The 16,471-nt window shown below is 45.2% G+C and carries 14 protein-coding genes and 1 other annotated feature; of the genes, 3 read left to right on the top strand and 11 right to left on the bottom strand.

Annotated features, from left to right (window positions below; genetic code table 11):
* Positions 1-33: 33 nt before the first annotated feature.
* The gene (locus tag NST94_RS26165; RefSeq protein ID WP_036680299.1) at positions 34-1,317 is read right to left on the bottom strand and encodes an ArsB/NhaD family transporter; all 1,284 of its coding nucleotides are present in this window, start codon (positions 1,315-1,317) and stop codon (positions 34-36) included.
* A gap of 164 nt (positions 1,318-1,481) precedes the next feature.
* Positions 1,482-2,771, bottom strand: a complete 1,290-nt coding sequence (locus NST94_RS26170; protein WP_339281433.1) for a PQQ-binding-like beta-propeller repeat protein — start codon at positions 2,769-2,771, stop codon at positions 1,482-1,484.
* A 309-nt stretch (positions 2,772-3,080) separates the two neighbouring features.
* Between NST94_RS26170 and NST94_RS26175 the strand changes: the two genes are divergently transcribed.
* Entirely contained in the window at positions 3,081-4,166 is a 1,086-nt protein-coding gene (locus tag NST94_RS26175) for an LLM class flavin-dependent oxidoreductase (protein ID WP_076303105.1), read from the top strand.
* A 60-nt stretch (positions 4,167-4,226) separates the two neighbouring features.
* On the opposite strand, the gene NST94_RS26180 is transcribed toward NST94_RS26175, so the two are convergent.
* Together NST94_RS26180 and NST94_RS26185 are read right to left on the bottom strand one after the other, a co-directional pair.
* A complete protein-coding gene (locus NST94_RS26180) occupies positions 4,227-4,466 on the bottom strand; it encodes a hypothetical protein (protein ID WP_036680302.1) in 240 nt (79 codons plus the stop codon).
* Positions 4,463-5,470 carry a TIR domain-containing protein gene (locus NST94_RS26185; protein WP_175617364.1) on the bottom strand — a complete coding sequence of 336 codons (1,008 nt, stop codon included), beginning with the start codon at positions 5,468-5,470 and terminating at the stop codon, positions 4,463-4,465. Before NST94_RS26185 ends, NST94_RS26180 begins: the two co-directional genes overlap by 4 nt.
* 149 nt (positions 5,471-5,619) lie before the next feature.
* On the opposite strand from NST94_RS26185, the gene NST94_RS26190 reads away from it, so the two are divergent.
* On the top strand, positions 5,620-6,768 hold the full coding sequence (locus NST94_RS26190) for an N-acetylmuramoyl-L-alanine amidase (protein ID WP_339281434.1): 1,149 nt from the start codon (positions 5,620-5,622) through the stop codon (positions 6,766-6,768).
* A 94-nt stretch (positions 6,769-6,862) separates the two neighbouring features.
* Here NST94_RS26190 and NST94_RS26195 read toward each other — a convergent pair whose 3' ends face one another.
* The 4 genes from NST94_RS26195 to NST94_RS26210 form a co-directional block, all read right to left on the bottom strand.
* Positions 6,863-8,155 (bottom strand): Nramp family divalent metal transporter, encoded by a 1,293-nt coding sequence (locus NST94_RS26195; RefSeq protein ID WP_076219332.1) that lies wholly within the window; start codon positions 8,153-8,155, stop codon positions 6,863-6,865.
* Positions 8,156-8,360: 205 nt separating this feature from the next.
* Positions 8,361-10,040 (bottom strand): glutamine--tRNA ligase/YqeY domain fusion protein, encoded by a 1,680-nt coding sequence (locus NST94_RS26200; RefSeq protein ID WP_339281435.1) that lies wholly within the window; start codon positions 10,038-10,040, stop codon positions 8,361-8,363.
* A gap of 81 nt (positions 10,041-10,121) precedes the next feature.
* Positions 10,122-10,382, bottom strand: a binding site (T-box leader).
* Positions 10,383-10,427: 45 nt separating this feature from the next.
* On the bottom strand, positions 10,428-11,984 hold the full coding sequence (locus NST94_RS26205) for an SAM-dependent methyltransferase (RefSeq protein WP_339281436.1): 1,557 nt from the start codon (positions 11,982-11,984) through the stop codon (positions 10,428-10,430).
* Positions 11,985-12,039: 55 nt separating this feature from the next.
* The gene (locus tag NST94_RS26210) at positions 12,040-12,894 is read right to left on the bottom strand and encodes a copper amine oxidase N-terminal domain-containing protein (protein WP_076128771.1); all 855 of its coding nucleotides are present in this window, start codon (positions 12,892-12,894) and stop codon (positions 12,040-12,042) included.
* Between the two features lie 164 nt (positions 12,895-13,058).
* Here NST94_RS26210 and NST94_RS26215 point away from each other — a divergent pair, with 164 nt between their 5' ends.
* Positions 13,059-14,243 (top strand): oxalate decarboxylase family bicupin, encoded by a 1,185-nt coding sequence (locus tag NST94_RS26215; protein ID WP_076307276.1) that lies wholly within the window; start codon positions 13,059-13,061, stop codon positions 14,241-14,243.
* 18 nt (positions 14,244-14,261) lie between these two features.
* Here the strand turns inward: NST94_RS26215 and arsC are convergent, their stop codons facing one another.
* The 3 genes from arsC to NST94_RS26230 all read right to left on the bottom strand — a co-directional run bounded on the left by arsC (position 14,262) and on the right by NST94_RS26230 (position 16,447).
* The gene (arsC, locus tag NST94_RS26220; protein WP_248549614.1) at positions 14,262-14,681 is read right to left on the bottom strand and encodes an arsenate reductase (thioredoxin); all 420 of its coding nucleotides are present in this window, start codon (positions 14,679-14,681) and stop codon (positions 14,262-14,264) included.
* Between the two features lie 21 nt (positions 14,682-14,702).
* Entirely contained in the window at positions 14,703-15,992 is a 1,290-nt protein-coding gene (locus tag NST94_RS26225; RefSeq protein WP_076277127.1) for an arsenic transporter, read from the bottom strand.
* Between the two features lie 128 nt (positions 15,993-16,120).
* Positions 16,121-16,447 carry a metalloregulator ArsR/SmtB family transcription factor gene (locus NST94_RS26230; protein WP_036680319.1) on the bottom strand — a complete coding sequence of 109 codons (327 nt, stop codon included), beginning with the start codon at positions 16,445-16,447 and terminating at the stop codon, positions 16,121-16,123.
* Between the last annotated feature and the right edge of the window lie 24 nt (positions 16,448-16,471).

Genomic DNA, 16,471 nt, shown 5'->3' on the forward strand with positions numbered 1-16,471 from the left:
AGCATATCGCTCCCCGGCTCTTAGCAACGCTGCTTACATCAGATATCTTAAATATAAATACACGCTGGAGATCACAATGGATAACAGCATTAAAGGAAATCCGACCTTCAAATACTTCATGAATGTAATCGGGTACCCCTCTTTTCCTGCCAAACCCGCTACGATCAAATTAGCACTCGCACCAATCAATGTGCCATTCCCACCCAGACAAGCGCCTAAGGCCAAACTCCACCATAACGGCTCCAAATTGCTGATCCCCATATTGCCCATCTCCTGAATCAGCGGGATCATAGTTGCTACAAAAGGGATGTTATCCAGAAATGCCGAGGTAATGGCGCTGACCCATAAAATCATCATTGAGCTCATCAGCACATCCCCATTCGTTATTTCAATCGCTTTTGCTGCCAGCTCTGCAATCACACCTGTCTCTACAAGCCCTGACACCAACACGAACAGTCCGATAAAAAAGAAGATCGTAATCCATTCCACGCTGTGAAAAGCTTTTTCCAGCATATGTTCCCCTCCGGTCAGCAGCAGCAGTAAAAATGCACCAGCCAGCGCAACCGTAGCGGACTCCAAATGTAACGCCTGATGTAAAAAGAACCCGGCAATCGTAATTGCCAGTACGATCAAACATTTTCGCAGCAGCTTATGATCCGTAATCATAACCTTCTCATCCATGTCCATGATGCTCTGCTGCAATTCAGGTGTAGTTTTAATTTGTTTACCGAACATCAATAACAGCAGCGGGATATACGCCAAAACAATGATGATAATCACGGGTGTCAGATTGCTAATAAAAGCCATGAAGGTCAGCTCCTTAACCGCACTGCCAATCATGATATTAGGCGGGTCTCCGATCAAGGTTGCCGTTCCCCCTACATTAGATGCGATAATTTGTGACATCAAAAAAGGCAGCGGATGTATGCGCAGTTGTCTTGTAATACTGAAGGTGACTGGCACCATAAGCAGCACTGTCGTCACATTATCCAAAAAGGCTGAAGCCACTGCGGTAATCACAAACAAAGCAATCAGTATTCTCTTCGGCTTCCCCTTCGCCAACTTAGCTGATTTCACAGCTGCGTATTTAAAGAGACCCGTCTCAGCGGTAATCCCTACAATCATCATCATCCCTACAAGCAATCCTATAGTATTAAAATCGATGTGCTGTAGTGCCGTCTCCTGATCCACAATGCCCATCGCTATCATGACGATAGCTCCTAACATCGCCAGAATGGTACGGTGAATCTTTTCGGAAATAATAAGTCCATAAATCAGCAGAAAAATACCTATCGCCCAAACCGCTTGCTGTTCCATAATATCCCTCGGTCCTTCTATGTAATTTCGTTAACTTACAGTCTACTCATCCTATAACCTTATTATCATAAAATAGATTTGTATTTTTCGCACTGGGATTGTGGAATCATTCCACTAAAAAACGACTCTGCCGGATGTTTATCGGAGAGCCGTTGTGGATTCGATTATTTCATTTTCAGAGCCTGAGGCTCCTTGAAAGCAGTTAACTTCCCTTTACTCTGCACAATAATCATCCCATCCTCCAGCAAGGTTGGGCCGAATACTCTACCTGATGTTTTGAGCTGCACGATCGGTTTGGCGGTAATTAGATCAATAGCAACCAATTTCCCATCGGTCTGGGCAACATACATGCCATGTCCGAGCAGATCGAAGCGGGCAATCGGATTGCTGATTCCTCCGTACTGGAACACAGATTTATTAGACATTTTAACACCATAGATGCTCTGTTCGTTACTAAAAAGAATTCTTCCATCATAAGGACCCGCTGCGTAGGATAACTTAGCTCCGATGGATTCATACGAATAATTATCTCGTGTTACGGCAGCTGGATCAACATTTACTGGGTAGCCATAGACTCCTTTTTGTCCCCCAATATATATCCTGTCCCCAATGATCCAGGCTCTGCCTCCGCTAGTCATATATTCTTCTTCTGGTTTCGGATGATTAGGATCTATATGAGCGGGGTTATACTCTACAGCCTTTACAAGCTTACCTGTCTTCACATCCAAATGATCGAGTGTCGTCAAAGGAAGAGGGTCTACCAATGTAGCTTCCCGTTGTGAGATAAGCGTAGTCCCATCTGCTGCAATCGGAAGACTATGATTACCACTATTCCAAAGCTCTTTACCTGTTGTTCGATCAAACGCATGTAAAATGTCATACGTATACGCTCCGGATTCTGAGTTTTGAGCTAGCACCAGATTCCCCTCAACCATAAATGGTTCAAACAGCATTTCGCTGAAATTATCGCGCCACTGCAACTTGCCATCTTTCAGATTGTAGGCTTGAATATCGCCATTAGCAGCGAATAGCTGCTCTTTATCAATTAACAATTTACTGACACCTTTACTGGTTGCCGATGAGCTCCATTTATTTTTGCCCGTAGCCGCGTTAACTGCATAGATCGTACCTGCCTCCGAAGTGACGTAAGCCACGCCATCCTGATAGAGCAGCGGCGTTGTTAATTTGGAGCCGTATTTCCACATTACTTTTCCAGTCTGGACGTTAATCGCTAAAAGCTGACCCTTTTGAAGGATAAAAGCTTTGCCCGCTCCGACTGCAACAACACCCTTACCCATGATATAATCCGACGGCACATCTTTCAAAGCTGGCAAATCCATTGTTGTTGACCATTCAACCTTCGCAGCAGGCAGGTTTGCATAGTAATCATCACCATTCGAGCCTATAAAAGAGGTGTGTGGATCAACCGCAGCTGCTTGTACTGGATTTACCATAAGCAATACCCCTAAACCAATAACTGCAGTACGAAGATAAGATTTCAATATTGTTCATCTCACCACCAAACTCCTCCTCATATAAGTAACTGCCTCATTTGGATAGCTTCTTAAAATCAAATATAATAATATTGGACGAGCAGGACATAATACTTATGGATTATTATTCCATTTTGTCAAAAACAACAGAAGAAATCAAAACATTTACTCACAAACTTACATTTTGTAAGTCATTGTGTTATAATAATCACATTCCTCCATACACGGACAGGCTTTAGCAAATATATGAATAACAAGGGGTTTGTGAGCATGAGTAACGAAGCAACCGCAGCACCAGCATCCGATTTTGAATTTGGTATCTATACCTTAGGAGACATCGTAGCGGATTGTCATACAGGGAAGAAGATCAGTCCAAAACAACGTCTCGACGAAGTTGTAGCTGCAGCTAAGCTGGCAGATGAGGCGGGACTTGATGTATTTGGTGTAGGTGAGCATCATCGTCTTGATTTTGTAATTTCTTCGGTGCCAGTGGTGCTGGCTGCCATTTCTCAGGTTACTAACAGAATTAAACTAACGAGCGCAACAACCGTATTAAGCACCATTGATCCTGTACGGGTGTTCGAGGATTTCGCCACACTTGATTTGCTGTCGAATGGACGTGCAGAGATTATTGCGGGGCGTGGTGCTTTTGTGGAGTCTTTTCCGCTCTTCGGGTATGAGCTTGAAGATTATCACCGTCTATTCTCCGAGAACATCAATTTACTCTTGGAGCTTAACAAACATGAAGTTATGAACTGGGAGGGCTCCTTCCGTTCATCGCTGAAGGATTCGGAGATTGCTCCACGTCCATTGCAAGAGAATCTTCCGCTCTGGATTGGTGTAGGCGGTTCTCCAGAAAGTGCGGAGAAGGCCGGGATGCTCGGGACCGGAATGGCTATCGCCATCCTAAGCGGCAGTCCAGAGCCTTTTCAAGAGCTTGCCGCAACCTATCGGCGTGCCGGAATTCAAGCAGGACATCCACCTGGGGATCTAAAGATTGCGATCACTAGCCACGGCTACATTGCTGAAACCTCACAGCAGGCGTTGGATGAATATTACCCTTACTACTATAGTTACCGTAACTCTATCAGTCCAAAACCGGGTCAAGAGTACAAGGTGTCTCGTGATGACTTTGGGCAATATGTATCTGCTGATAACACGATGGCTGTAGGCAGCCCGCAGCAAATTATCGAAAAAATTCTCTATCAGCATGAGCTGTTCGGTCATAGCCGCTTTATGACTCAGCTCGATATCGGCGGCCTTCCTTACGCTAAGGTAGCCAAAGCCATTGAACTTTTGGCAACAGAGGTTGCACCTGTCGTACGGCGCGAGATCGCCAAGAAGAACAGCCGTTAGAATGGAATACCAAAAAGGGGCCCTCAAGCCAACGGCTGAGGCCCCCTTTTTATAAAAAAATCACGCAAAGGATGGTTTATTATTATCTACTTTCCCGCTGATAAGCTTCTTATATTCGTCGTCTCCGCCGTCCAAAGAAGGTGCAGTATAAATCTGAGCTGAAGCTGGCTGCTGAGCAGAATGACTCGAGCCTGCTTTTCTTTTGGTGCTTTTGTCATCGCCGCCTGCACTCCTGCTCCCACCACTCGCAGATCGGAGAACAGCATCGGATAAGCTGTTAATACCTTTTATTCTCTTCATGCTGAATCCTCTCCTACTAAATGATTGATGGTACGGAATAAATCCTGATTATTCCCAACTACCGCCTTAAGATCATCTGCAGATAATCCATCACTTCCTGAGAAATGAACGGAAAGAACATACTTCTTACCTAGAGGATAGCATAGGATATATACCTCTGCAACTTCCGTGCGTTGAAAAAAAGTCCATTTACTCGATAAAAATGCATCTACCACACTAGGCTGCTTCTCATTCCCTTTCGTTACAGACAAGGGATAGGAGTGACCACGTCCGACATTCCCCCCCACCTGAACAAGTTGTTCCTTCTCTTGTGCCTGCCAGATGGCTGCACCGATTACACGACAATGCTTCGGAGGTAAAAAGGAATTGCGTATCGCCTCACTAAGTGCGTGATATTTATCTCCATTCTCGGAGATGGTCACATTACTATTATATTGCCAAAAAAAATGAAGGATACTTTCCTTGCGCCTTAAATCCATCTTTAGCTGCTCTAAATCTTTAAGCGGGTCACGGAATCTTCCACGTTCTTGAATACTATCAATAATCTTACCACAGCTCACATCCACAGCAGCCGTAGGATTATCGTGATGCACTTCATACTCTAAAGATGTAATTCCCGCTAAATCAGATAGCAGATGATATTCTTCTACATTTTCTCCAGGGATGAGATCATCACGCGCAGTTACCTGATCAGGCACTAGACAAAAAACACGGCTGCGCCGTAATCTAGCCCAAAACAAACCCATTTCAAACCCCGTATTATCGCGGGTCACATAATAATATTTACCACGGATTTTGGCGACATCATCTGGCGAGAACACAAATACGGCAAAATCGCTCTCATCCAAATTTCGCTCCAACGCCTCCATAGTGTATTCATTCGCCCGAAAAGCGTTGGCATACCAAGGATGCACTTCAGCATCCCTCTTCAGCTGCTCATGAATCGCTCTTGCATAACGTATAGACTCCCTGGAAGATCCAATGAATAGCTTTGGTTTAGTCACGGCAATGCTCCTTCATCCTCTTTCCCGATATGTAATAATTATACAAGTCTTTAGACCACCAGAAAAGAGGCCATATTCTCAAAAAATATTATTCTAAACCTCGTAAATTGGGTAAGGAATTACGACTACTCTCAAAAAGCGAGGATACTATGAACAAAATGATAGGTGTCACCCTGCTCACAGCTTGCCTTTTGGGTATAGCAACGCCACAGTCTGCTGAAGCAAAGACAGCAGCGGGAAGTTATACCGCACAGGTATATGCGAGTTCTTTAAATGTACGCGATGAACCGGCTAAGAATGCAACTGTTGTAGGATCAATTAAGAATGGGGCTCGGGTTACTGTGACTGATGAGCAGCATGGATGGTTAGAGGTTAAAGCGGGGAGCACCTCTGGCTGGGTAGCGGGTTATTACCTAAAAAAGGTGAACAGCAACTCCCTGCAATCCAGCGCTTCTGGAACGTCTATTGCTACTAAAACCAATACTGCCTCGTCAACATCAGCCAATACTTCTAGTAGAACTTCAAAAGCTTCAGTCACGGCTGATTCTCTGCGCATCCGAAGTGGCCCAGGAACTCACTATAAGGTGCTCGGTTCTTTAAAAGCCAAGGATACAGTCACTCTCCTTCTTCATCAGAACGGCTGGGCTCGAATTCGCACAGTCAGCGGTGAAACCGGTTGGGTGGCAGAGCAGTATATCCGAAGTGGAAGCACATCAAGCAGTACAAGCAGCATAAGCACCGTCCAGCATAAAGGCGGACTACGAGGAAAGCTGATCGTCATCGATCCTGGTCATGGCGGCAGTGATCCGGGCATGCTTGGCACTACATATAACACCATGGAAAAAGATTTGAATCTGCATACTGCACTTTATGTCCGCGATGCTCTTGTTGCTAAAGGAGCACGGGTAGAGATGACGCGCACCCGAGACGATCAGAAGCCGACGTTAGCTCGTCGTGTTCAGATGAGCCAAGCCCTGCGTGCTGATGCTTTTGTAAGCGTTCATTATAATTCTTCACCTAAAAATGTGTCCGGAACGTTGACCTTCTTTTATTCAGAAGCGGATGATTTGAAGCTGGCGCGGGCGATTGAAACCCGGCTGGGGCAAGGCATCGGTCTGAAAAGCAACGGGTTGTCCTTTGGCGATTATCACATCCTAAGGGAGAATCGGATTCCAGCTACCTTGGTTGAGCTTGGATTCCTTACCAATCCTACAGACGAGTCCATTGTCCGCAAGGCCTCCTATCAGAAAAAAGCGGCTAAAGCCATCGCTGAAGGCGTTGCGGATTATTTTAAATAACTGGCTGGAACAACACTCCAAAAAAAGCCCGACCCATGTATCTCTCAGGTATGATCTGAGGAGATCTGTGGGTCGGGCTCTTTTGACTGCTTCCTTATACGAGCATTTGATAGACCAAGAACAAGTTCAACGAGACAACCAGACCGGAGATAATCCAGCCCAGAGTGGCTGTCATTTTGCGATTCACTAACCCGCCCATAATCTGGCGATTGCTTGTAAACACAACCAGCGGAATCAACGCGAACGCAATCCCAAAGGACAGGATCACCTGACTGATCACGAGTGCTTTGGTTGGATTCACACCAAAACCAATGATCGCTAGTGGCGGAATAATGGTAATCGCACGGCGCAAGTACAGGTTAATTCTTTTGTTGATGAAGCCTTGCATAACCACATCGCCAGCCATAGTCCCTACGGAGGAACTCGACAGTCCCGCAATGAGTAGTCCCAACCCAAACGAGATCGCCGTTACTGGCCCAGCTAAGTGACCAAATTGTTGAAACGCGACATCCAGATCCTCAACCACGAGACCATTTTTGAAAAACAATGCCGCGGAGACAATAACCATAGCCAGATTTACTGCACCTGCGATAATCATCGCAATAATAATATCTATAAATTCCAATTTGAAAATCTGTTTTTTCTCCGATTCATTCACCCCGACGATACGGTTCTGTGTAAGTGATGAATGCAGGTAAATCGCATGTGGCATCACGGTTGCACCTAGAATTCCTGCGGCCAATAGGATGCTGTCCACCCCTTCAAACTTAGGTGTAAACATGCCTACGGCAACTGCTCCCATATCCGGTTTAGCTACAATAACTTGAAAAGCGAAGGCTAATACGACTATAAGGATCATCGCGGCAATCCCTGCCTCTAAGGAGCGATATCCCCGGCGTTGCAGCTCTAAGATAGCAAATGAGCCCACCGCAGTAATCAGTGCTGCTGGCAGCATGGGAATATCAAATAAGAGATATAGTCCTAATGCCGCCCCGATAAACTCTGCCAGATCCGTAGCTATAATCACTAGCTCACTTTGAATCCATAAGAAGATAGATACACTCTTCGGAAAACGATCATGGGCGATCTCAGGCAAGTTCTTGCCTGTCGCAATCCCCAGCTTGGCGGATAACGCTTGGATTAGCACAGCCATTAGATTAGAGGCCACGATCACCCACAATAAGAGATATCCATATTTGGAGCCCGCCGTAATATTGGTGGCAAAATTACCTGGATCCAGATAAGCAACAGCAGCGATAAAAGCTGGGCCTAGAAAAGGAAGTAATCGTTTAATCCCTTTGATCTCCCCGTTAAGTACGGCTTGTGCTGAAATCGAGTTCTTATGTTGTTTTATATGTGGTTGTTCTACTAAAGTTTGTTCGAGCATTTCAATTCCTCCTCTTGCCCTGAAAAAGTTGTCTATATACACGAAAGTTTCCCCTGTGCAACTTATATTTAAAGTATATGCTTATTTCTGAAAAATGTAAACATGTTTCATATGGAATTTTCATTTGCTTGTTCACCAACGACTAGGCACAAAAAAAGCTGGACGATGATCAGGAATTACCCGATCTTCGCCCAGCTTAAGCTGCTTATGAATTTTTCTTCCATGTGTCCTTCAGCGGTACTATCCGGTTCAGCACCAGCTTATCTGCCGTGGTATACTTCTTATCCACGCAGAAAAATCCATGCCGGATCAATTGAAACTTATCCTCTGGTCTTGCGTTGCCCATCGATGGCTCCAGCAAACAATCCTTCAGGACCGTTAAGGAATCCGGATTAAGATACGCGTCCCAGCGCTCACCGTCTTCTTTAGGACCATCGTTATCTTTTAGCAGCCGCTCATATAGATGAACATCAGCCTTGATAGCCTGGTCTGCCGATACCCAGTGAATGGTTGCCTTAACCTTCCGTTCATTAAACCCGCTTCCGCTCTTCGTTCTCGGATCATAGGTGCAGCGAAGCTCTAGGATTTCTCCTGTAACTTCATCCTTGATTACTTCATTGCACTTTATGAAATAAGCACCCTTCAGCCTTACTTCGTTCCCCATAGTCAGCCTGTGATACCCTTTTGGCGGCTCCTCCATGAAATCTTCTTGTTCAATATAAAGGATCCGTGAAAAAGGAACCTCTCTTTCTCCAAGTGACTTATCTTCACTGTTATTCTCAATCGTCAGCCCTTCGTTATGATCTTCAGGATAATTAGTAATGACCACTTTTAAAGGCTTAAGAACAGCCATCACACTTGGAACCTTTGCCTTCAAATCTTGTCTAAGCGCATGCTCTAACATGGCAATATCCACAATGGTGCTATTTCTGACAAAGCCAATTTCCTTCACAAAATTCCGGATACTCTCCGGCGTAAAACCTCTTCTGCGTAAACCGCGAAGCGTAGGAAGTCTCGGGTCATCCCAGCCATCCACATAATGGCCTGTAACCAGTTGTCTGATATACCGTTTACTCGTCACAACTCCGGTGATGTTCACCCGTCCAAACTCTCTTTGCTTAGGAGCCTCAGGGATATCCAGCTCCTTCAATACCCACTCATAGAGCGGCCGATGATCCTTAAATTCAATCGAGCATAAGGAATACGTAATCCCTTCGATAGCATCTTGTATAGGATGGGCAAAATCATACATCGGATAGATACACCATTCGTTACCCGTTCTATAATGCTCCGCATGAATGATTCTGTAAATCACCGGATCACGTAAGTTGATATTAGGTGAGCTCATATCTATTTTAGCTCGCAACACTCTGGCTCCCGTTGGATAATCTCCAGCTTTCATCTCCGTAAATAACCGCAAATTCTCTTCCACAGAACGCTCCCGGAACGGGCTGTTTTTTCCCGGCTCCGTAAGCGTCCCTCTATAGGCTGTCACCTCTTCAGGTGATAAATCACAGACATACGCCTTTCCTTTTCGGATTAACGTAACTGCGCTATTGTATATTTTCTCAGAATAGTCTGATCCATAAAAAATATAGTCCGGTGGATAGCCCATCCATTGAATATCTTCGATGATGGCATTTACATACTCCAGATCCTCTTTTAAAGGATTGGTGTCATCAAAGCGCAAATGGAACTTCCCGCCATACTTTTTCGCAGTCGTATAGTTCGTATGAATAGCATACGCACTGCCAATGTGCAGATACCCGTTAGGCTCCGGTGGAAATCTCGTGCAAATATCTCTACTGTAAGTCCCTGCTTCCAGCTCTTCTTGAATCCATCTGTCGATGTAACTCTCTGCTAATACTTCCGGTTCCTCGTTCATTGGTGTTACCTCCTGTTTATAAGTGATATCCGCCTGCTTAATCTGCAAAATAAAAAGAACCTCACCTCCAAGACTTATGGTCTTGGGGACGAAATTCTCGCGGTACCACCCCAGGTTCATTAATATGTCGCCATATTAATCTCATCAAGTACGGCAAAACATCTTGCGCAGTGCTTATACTCTAGCTCTATAACAGGAGCTCCCGTCATACCATCCCCTTAGTCCGGTTCCGATATGCCGCTCAGAGGCTTGTTTCGATAAAATCTCCCTTACCCTGTTCTCATCATCCAGGGCTCTCTGTGAAGGAATGATTTCATGTACTCTTCTCGTCATCGCGTTTGATTATTTTGTATAGGATACCAAAAAGATAACCCTATGTAAATGTGCTTATTCCCCGCTAAGCGCCGTTAGGAGCTCCAATACTACTTCATTGTCAGGCTCTGCAGCCAAAGCTCTACGCGCGTATTCCAATGCAGTAGCTTCAGCTCCTAGCTCATAGTTACAGATTGCCATGCTATACAGCACTGATGCCAATGGTTCTTCCGTACTCGCATGCATGGAGCGTTCTAAGTAACCCAATGCTTCCGCGAATTTATCCATTTCATACAGCAGCAACCCCGCATCTAGCGACAGATCATAACTCTGTTCCATCGGATAATAGCCCGTCCACATCAACTGTATACCTCGCTGTAGATCCAGCATTTCTTCATCACTGGCACCCGGCAGCAGCTCCGAAATCTGTTCAGCGCTATGGATAAACCATTCAGCATCATACCCACCCAAACGCCAAAAGGCCAAAATTTGCTGCAGCCCCATCGTATCTAATTGCTGATCCATCCATTCCTTCATACTAAAGAAATCATCCGGGCCAAAACGTTCTATAAACCGCTTGTAACCCAGCCGAGTGTTTGTATAGCTCAGCGGTGTTGGTAGCATAAGAATACAGCCGATGTTCAGGTTTTTATAGTGATGACTGGTGAATATTGAATGCGCCCCTTTTTGTTTCAGCACATGCTCTATCGCATGATAATTCGCGGTCAAAGAGAAGCTTCCGTGATGAATCAGCAATGGAGGTTCTGCAAATTCCCAGTTCTCTAAGCGATGGTCTCCCTTATCCGCTGTAAGCAGCACGAATCCCTCTGTAGAGAGCCGCGCAAGCCGCTCCAGACAAGTAAGCCCCACCACCGGAAAGAGTATATGTGAATCCTCCAGCTTCTGCTGATAAAGCGTTATAACGTCATGATAGGGATAAGTCTCCTCTTCATAACTAGCCGCACGCCGATAATGGTACTGCGGGATGATTTTGCCGAGCGCATCGGAGGGGTTATCCGGATCAACTTCCGCCGAATACTGGATCGAAACCTCACATTCATATATTTTTCCTTCATCCACATAAATTAATTCTTGCGGAATGCTGTCAAAAAAATAATTTGCCACAATCACCAATGGCTGCTGTAAATCACCCGGCCGAATGCTGAGCTTAGCGTGTACTAAATGTAGTTCTACATCCTGCACAGCATCAAAACGAGCGAAGTCCAAAATACCCTGCTCTACGTAAGGAAGTAGGCTCGGGTGCTGCTGCCAGCTGGATATGTTTTTGGAAGGCAAATCACTCATCACATAACGAAAAGGAGGAAGAGGAATATCTGCGTAGTCTACGATTTCACATAACTTTTTAAGCACATGGAAGGCTAACCGGCCTGCTCCCGCTCCAAGTTCTAGAATCGTAACGGTCTCTGAGAGATGCCCTTGTCCAGCCCGGTCTTGCAGAAATCCAAAGATCATCTCTGCGTATGCTGTCGCAATCATAGGGTTACTCGTGATGTACTGCGGGACCTGATCATTATTCCAAGCCTTTAATCCCTGCTCTTCATAATATGTTCGTTGCAATTCCCAAATCGGTGCTTCGCTGAAGCGATATTGCTGTTCTTTGTTACCTGTCATCTGTTTCTTTACCCGCTCTCTGTCTAGCTTGTTGGAATAATCTATAGCAATTGCCTTATTGCGCTCTCAATGTGCGTGACCTGAAAATGACGTATTCAGCCTCTGTTGGAATGGTAACGGAAAATGATAATAATGCCGCCTTGGAGGTTGAGGAATCAGGTCCTTTCAACGTTTGATAAAAAGAATTCCCTTTACTGTCCACACTCACCAGCTCTAATTCCGCGTTTCCTTTGGGGATGATGAATCCGGAGGTATTTTGCACGCCTAAGGTTAATCTATATTCTTTCCCGGATTGAGCCTGCGTTAGCATAGTAGGATATAACGGATACGGATGTGCTGTCGTTTCGAGTGGATAAGGAGCAAGCGCACGATCTGCCTCAGGCTTCACCCATTCCTCCCCTTTTCTGGCTCCAATGCCAAGGGTTAATTTATTCACATTATTAAATTGCACTTCCCAGCGAAAAGACTTAAGCCCTTCTAAAATGGGGGACGCCGGAACAAACAGAGTGCCATCCTTTATCTCTGGAGCAACGCCTAATGAATCTACGGTCTCCCCATTAAAATCTGCCTCTAGCTGCCCTGCTTTAATATTTCCTACCGATCGGTCCAGCAGTGAAACAGTAATACTCTTGCTCAGAGCGTCATAAAGCAAATCTGCGCCAATCGCATTGGAGAAGGCTCGAATCGGCACCATTAATTTACCTGCTTTGAAATAAGGGGCGAGTTTACCTGGAAAAAGCACGTAATATCCCCCGTATGACAGTGGCATTACCTGTGTCCCTAACTGGACAGCTGCCGACACCGATGTAGGTGTAACCGCAGATCCCGCGGCGAACATAATCACTAATAGACCTATTACGTAAGCTTTTATTTTCCCTAATCGTTGTAAGGACTCCTTGATGTGAATCATCACAAACCCCTCTCCAGTTCATCTAGAACCTTAGCCTCTATTAGTAATAATCAATGATGACCCTACACATGTCAACTTGTACCACTTCTGCTATCCATCATAAAAGACAGCATTCCGCATATATTTTCATTGAACTCTTAAGGAACAAGAAAGGAGAACATCTTATGACTTCTGCTGGACAGGATTCGGCAAACAAAACAAACATCCCCCAGCCCATCCGAAGCGATGGCACAGGGGGATTAGATAAAGGACCCCGCGATGTTATGCGGGATCTTGAGAATCCGGATATGTTCGTACCTCCGGTGACTGATGCGGGCCTGGTTCCCAATTTGAAATTTTCTTTCTCCGATGCGCATATGCAGCTTAATCATGGTGGCTGGTCCAGAGAAGTAACCGTCAGAGAACTCCCTATCGCAACTACACTGGCAGGTGTGAATATGAGCCTGACCCCCGGTGGAGTACGAGAGCTTCACTGGCATCAGCAAGCGGAATGGTCTTATATGCTGTTAGGCCGCGCCCGGATTACTGCTGTGGATCAGAATGGACGGAACTTTATAGCAGATGTAGGACCTGGTGATCTATGGTATTTTCCGCCGGGTATTCCTCACTCTATACAAGGTCTTGAAGAAGGCTGTGAATTTCTCCTTGTCTTCGACGACGGAAGCTTCTCTGATCTGAATACCTTGTCTATTTCCGATTGGTTCACCCATACGCCCAAAGAGGTACTTTCAGCTAACTTTGGAATACCTGCCGAGGCCTTCGACTCCATCCCCACTGAACAGGTTTACATTTATCAGGATCAAGTTCCCGGCTCATTACAAAGCCAAAAGGTGCAATCGCCGTATGGAGAAATTCCACAGAGCTTCAAACATTCGCTGTTGGCACAGCCTCCATTGAAGACTCCTGGCGGGAGCGTCAGAATCGTTGACTCCAGCAACTTTCCGGTCTCCAAGACCGTGGCTGCTGCACTGGTAGAGATTGAACCTGGAGGAATGAGAGAGCTCCACTGGCACCCCAACAACGATGAGTGGCAATATTATCTTACCGGAAAAGGACGGATGACTGTGTTTGCCGGAAACGGTGCAGCACGTACCTTTAATTACAGGGCTGGCGATGTTGGGTATGTTCCTTTTGCATTTGGACATTATATTCAGAATACAGGAGAAGAATCGTTGTGGTTCCTCGAAATGTTCAAAAGTGACCGTTTTGCCGACGTCTCTCTGAACCAATGGATGGCTCTCACTCCCCATGAATTGGTTCAAAGTAATTTGAACGTTGGGCCCGAAGTGATCAATGCCTTACGGAAAGTGAAATGGCCAGTGGTGAAATACCCTAAGTTAAAAGAATAGGTTACTTCCTCCCTTTGCTTATTCACCCGTCTCCGCAAATTGTTTGATTCTTTTACCAATCTGGTCACGCACATGCTGGAACACTGCCCACTTCTCTTCATCACTCCCTTGCGCTTTTGCCGGATCATCGAAGCCCCAGTGTTCCCGTTTGACCTTCGGAGGGGTCATTGGACATTTATCCGCAGCATCTCCGCATAAGGTAATGACCAGATCGGCATTATTCAGCAGATTAGCATCAATAATATCCGAAGTCTGGCCGGAAATATCTATGCCTACTTCGCTCATCGCTTGTACAGCTTTTGGATTTAGACCGTGAGCTTCAATACCTGCACTGTACACGCTCCATTCTTTTCCTAGATATTGCTTAGCCCAGCCTTCAGCCATCTGACTTCTGCAGGAATTCCCTGTACATAAAAAATAAATCGTTCTCTTGTTCATCTTGATCTTCCCCTGTCCAAATTAGTTAATCAACAACCACATATAAAGACCTAAAAGCGTAATAAATAACGTTGGAATGGTTAAAATAATACCTGTCTTAAAATACGTTCCCCAAGAAATCTTCACGCCTTTAGCCGAAAGTACATGTAGCCACAGCAGTGTGGCGAGTGAGCCAATTGGAGTGATCTTCGGTCCTAAGTCCGAACCTATAACATTCGCATATATTAAAGCCTCTCTAATGATTCCAGTGGTATGCGTCGCATCAATGGCAAGCGCGTCAATCAGAACGGTAGGCAGATTATTCATCAGCGATGAGATCAATGCAGCTATGAAGCCCATACCCATCGTTGCGGCAAATAAGCCCTGATCAGCAATAGACCCAATCATCTTAGCAAGTAAATCCGTCAGCCCAACATTTCGAAGTCCATATACTACGACATACATTCCGATAGAAAAGAACACAATCGCCCAAGGCGCTCCGGTAATCACTTCTTTCACCTTGACATAAGGGCTTCTTCTCGCGAGAAGCAGGAACAAAATAGCTATGATCCCCGCAACCACAGATACCGGAATACCCAAAAATTCGCTGACAAAATACCCTACCAAAAGAACAGCCAATACAATCCATGACAGCCGGAACATTTTTTTGTCTTTGATCGCCTCATGCGGATCTTTTAGCTGTGAATCGTTAAAATGCTTGGGAATACTTTTGCGAAAAAAGAAATAGAGCACCACGATGCTCGCCACAAGTGAGAACAGCGTAGGTATGATCATCTTGCCTGCATACTCCATAAACGTAATCCCGAAAAAATCCGCTGATACGATATTGACCAGATTGCTGACCACGAGCGGCAATGAGGTGGTATCGGCAATAAAACCGCTGGCGATAATAAACGGAAATACTTTTTTCTCATCAAAATGCAGCGCCCTTACCATCGCAAGCACAATAGGCGTAAGAATCAGAGCCGCTCCATCATTCGCAAAAAATGCAGACACTAACGCACCAAGAACGATGACATACACAAACATTCGTCTGCCATTCCCGCGGGCAGCCCGCGCCATATGTAAAGCAGCCCATTCAAAAAATCCGATTCGATCCAGAATTAAAGAAATCAGAATAATAGCCACAAACGCTAAAGTAGCATTCCACACGATCTGCGTTACATCCAGAACATCATTAAAGCTGACTACCCCAGCTAGCAAAGCTATAATCGCGCCACCGCAGGCTGACCATCCAATTGATAAATTACGGGGCTGCCAGATTACAAGGATTAAAGTTACTAAAAATATAAGGATAGCTACAATAGCCAAAGTGCCATCCCCCTTTTACTGCAAATCCACATCTTTTTCAACACTCCTATATAAGCATGTGACTTCAATCCAACATCATTATATAACTATATAGTTATATATAAGTCATAAAAATTCTTACCTGAAATTTAGTCGCAGCATGGCTCTTTAGCCTCTTTATTCAGTTCAGCCAATATCGATTTGGTACTAGGCATCTGTTGAAGAACAGCCTTAAGATGTGGTTTATCCTCGACATTTAACGAATAATGTACCCACTGTCCCCGCTTGCTTTCCCTAACGATTCCTCTACTTTTCAATTTCCGTAAATGCTGGCTAATCGCCGGCTGGGAAATGTCAAAGATATCAACGAATTCACACACGCACCATTCCCGCTCTTTCAGAAGAGAAAGCATTGCCAATCGTGTCTTATCTCCGAACAGCTTCAAGTCTTCAGCAATTTCCGTTAGTGTCTGCATTCCTTCTCTCCTCCTCTTGAAAGT

Origin of the sequence: Paenibacillus sp. FSL H8-0282 (assembly GCF_037963825.1) — a bacterium.
Taxonomy (GTDB): Bacteria; Bacillota; Bacilli; order Paenibacillales; family Paenibacillaceae; genus Paenibacillus_AQ; species Paenibacillus_AQ odorifer.

Excerpts from the sequence above, each read along its gene's own strand:
- NST94_RS26165 (WP_036680299.1), bottom strand. The coding sequence starts at position 1,317 with ATGGAACAGCAAGCGGTTTGGGCGATAGGTATTTTTCTGCTGATTTAT.
- NST94_RS26170 (WP_339281433.1), bottom strand. The coding sequence starts at position 2,771 with ATGGTAAATCCAGTACAAGCAGCTGCGGTTGATCCACACACCTCTTTT.
- NST94_RS26175 (WP_076303105.1), top strand. The coding sequence starts at position 3,081 with ATGAGTAACGAAGCAACCGCAGCACCAGCATCCGATTTTGAATTTGGT.
- NST94_RS26180 (WP_036680302.1), bottom strand. The coding sequence starts at position 4,466 with ATGAAGAGAATAAAAGGTATTAACAGCTTATCCGATGCTGTTCTCCGA.
- NST94_RS26190 (WP_339281434.1), top strand. The coding sequence starts at position 5,620 with ATGAACAAAATGATAGGTGTCACCCTGCTCACAGCTTGCCTTTTGGGT.
- NST94_RS26195 (WP_076219332.1), bottom strand. The coding sequence starts at position 8,155 with ATGCTCGAACAAACTTTAGTAGAACAACCACATATAAAACAACATAAG.
- NST94_RS26200 (WP_339281435.1), bottom strand. The coding sequence starts at position 10,040 with ATGAACGAGGAACCGGAAGTATTAGCAGAGAGTTACATCGACAGATGG.
- NST94_RS26205 (WP_339281436.1), bottom strand. The coding sequence starts at position 11,984 with ATGACAGGTAACAAAGAACAGCAATATCGCTTCAGCGAAGCACCGATT.
- NST94_RS26210 (WP_076128771.1), bottom strand. The coding sequence starts at position 12,894 with ATGATTCACATCAAGGAGTCCTTACAACGATTAGGGAAAATAAAAGCT.
- NST94_RS26215 (WP_076307276.1), top strand. The coding sequence starts at position 13,059 with ATGACTTCTGCTGGACAGGATTCGGCAAACAAAACAAACATCCCCCAG.
- arsC (WP_248549614.1), bottom strand. The coding sequence starts at position 14,681 with ATGAACAAGAGAACGATTTATTTTTTATGTACAGGGAATTCCTGCAGA.
- NST94_RS26230 (WP_036680319.1), bottom strand. The coding sequence starts at position 16,447 with ATGCAGACACTAACGGAAATTGCTGAAGACTTGAAGCTGTTCGGAGAT.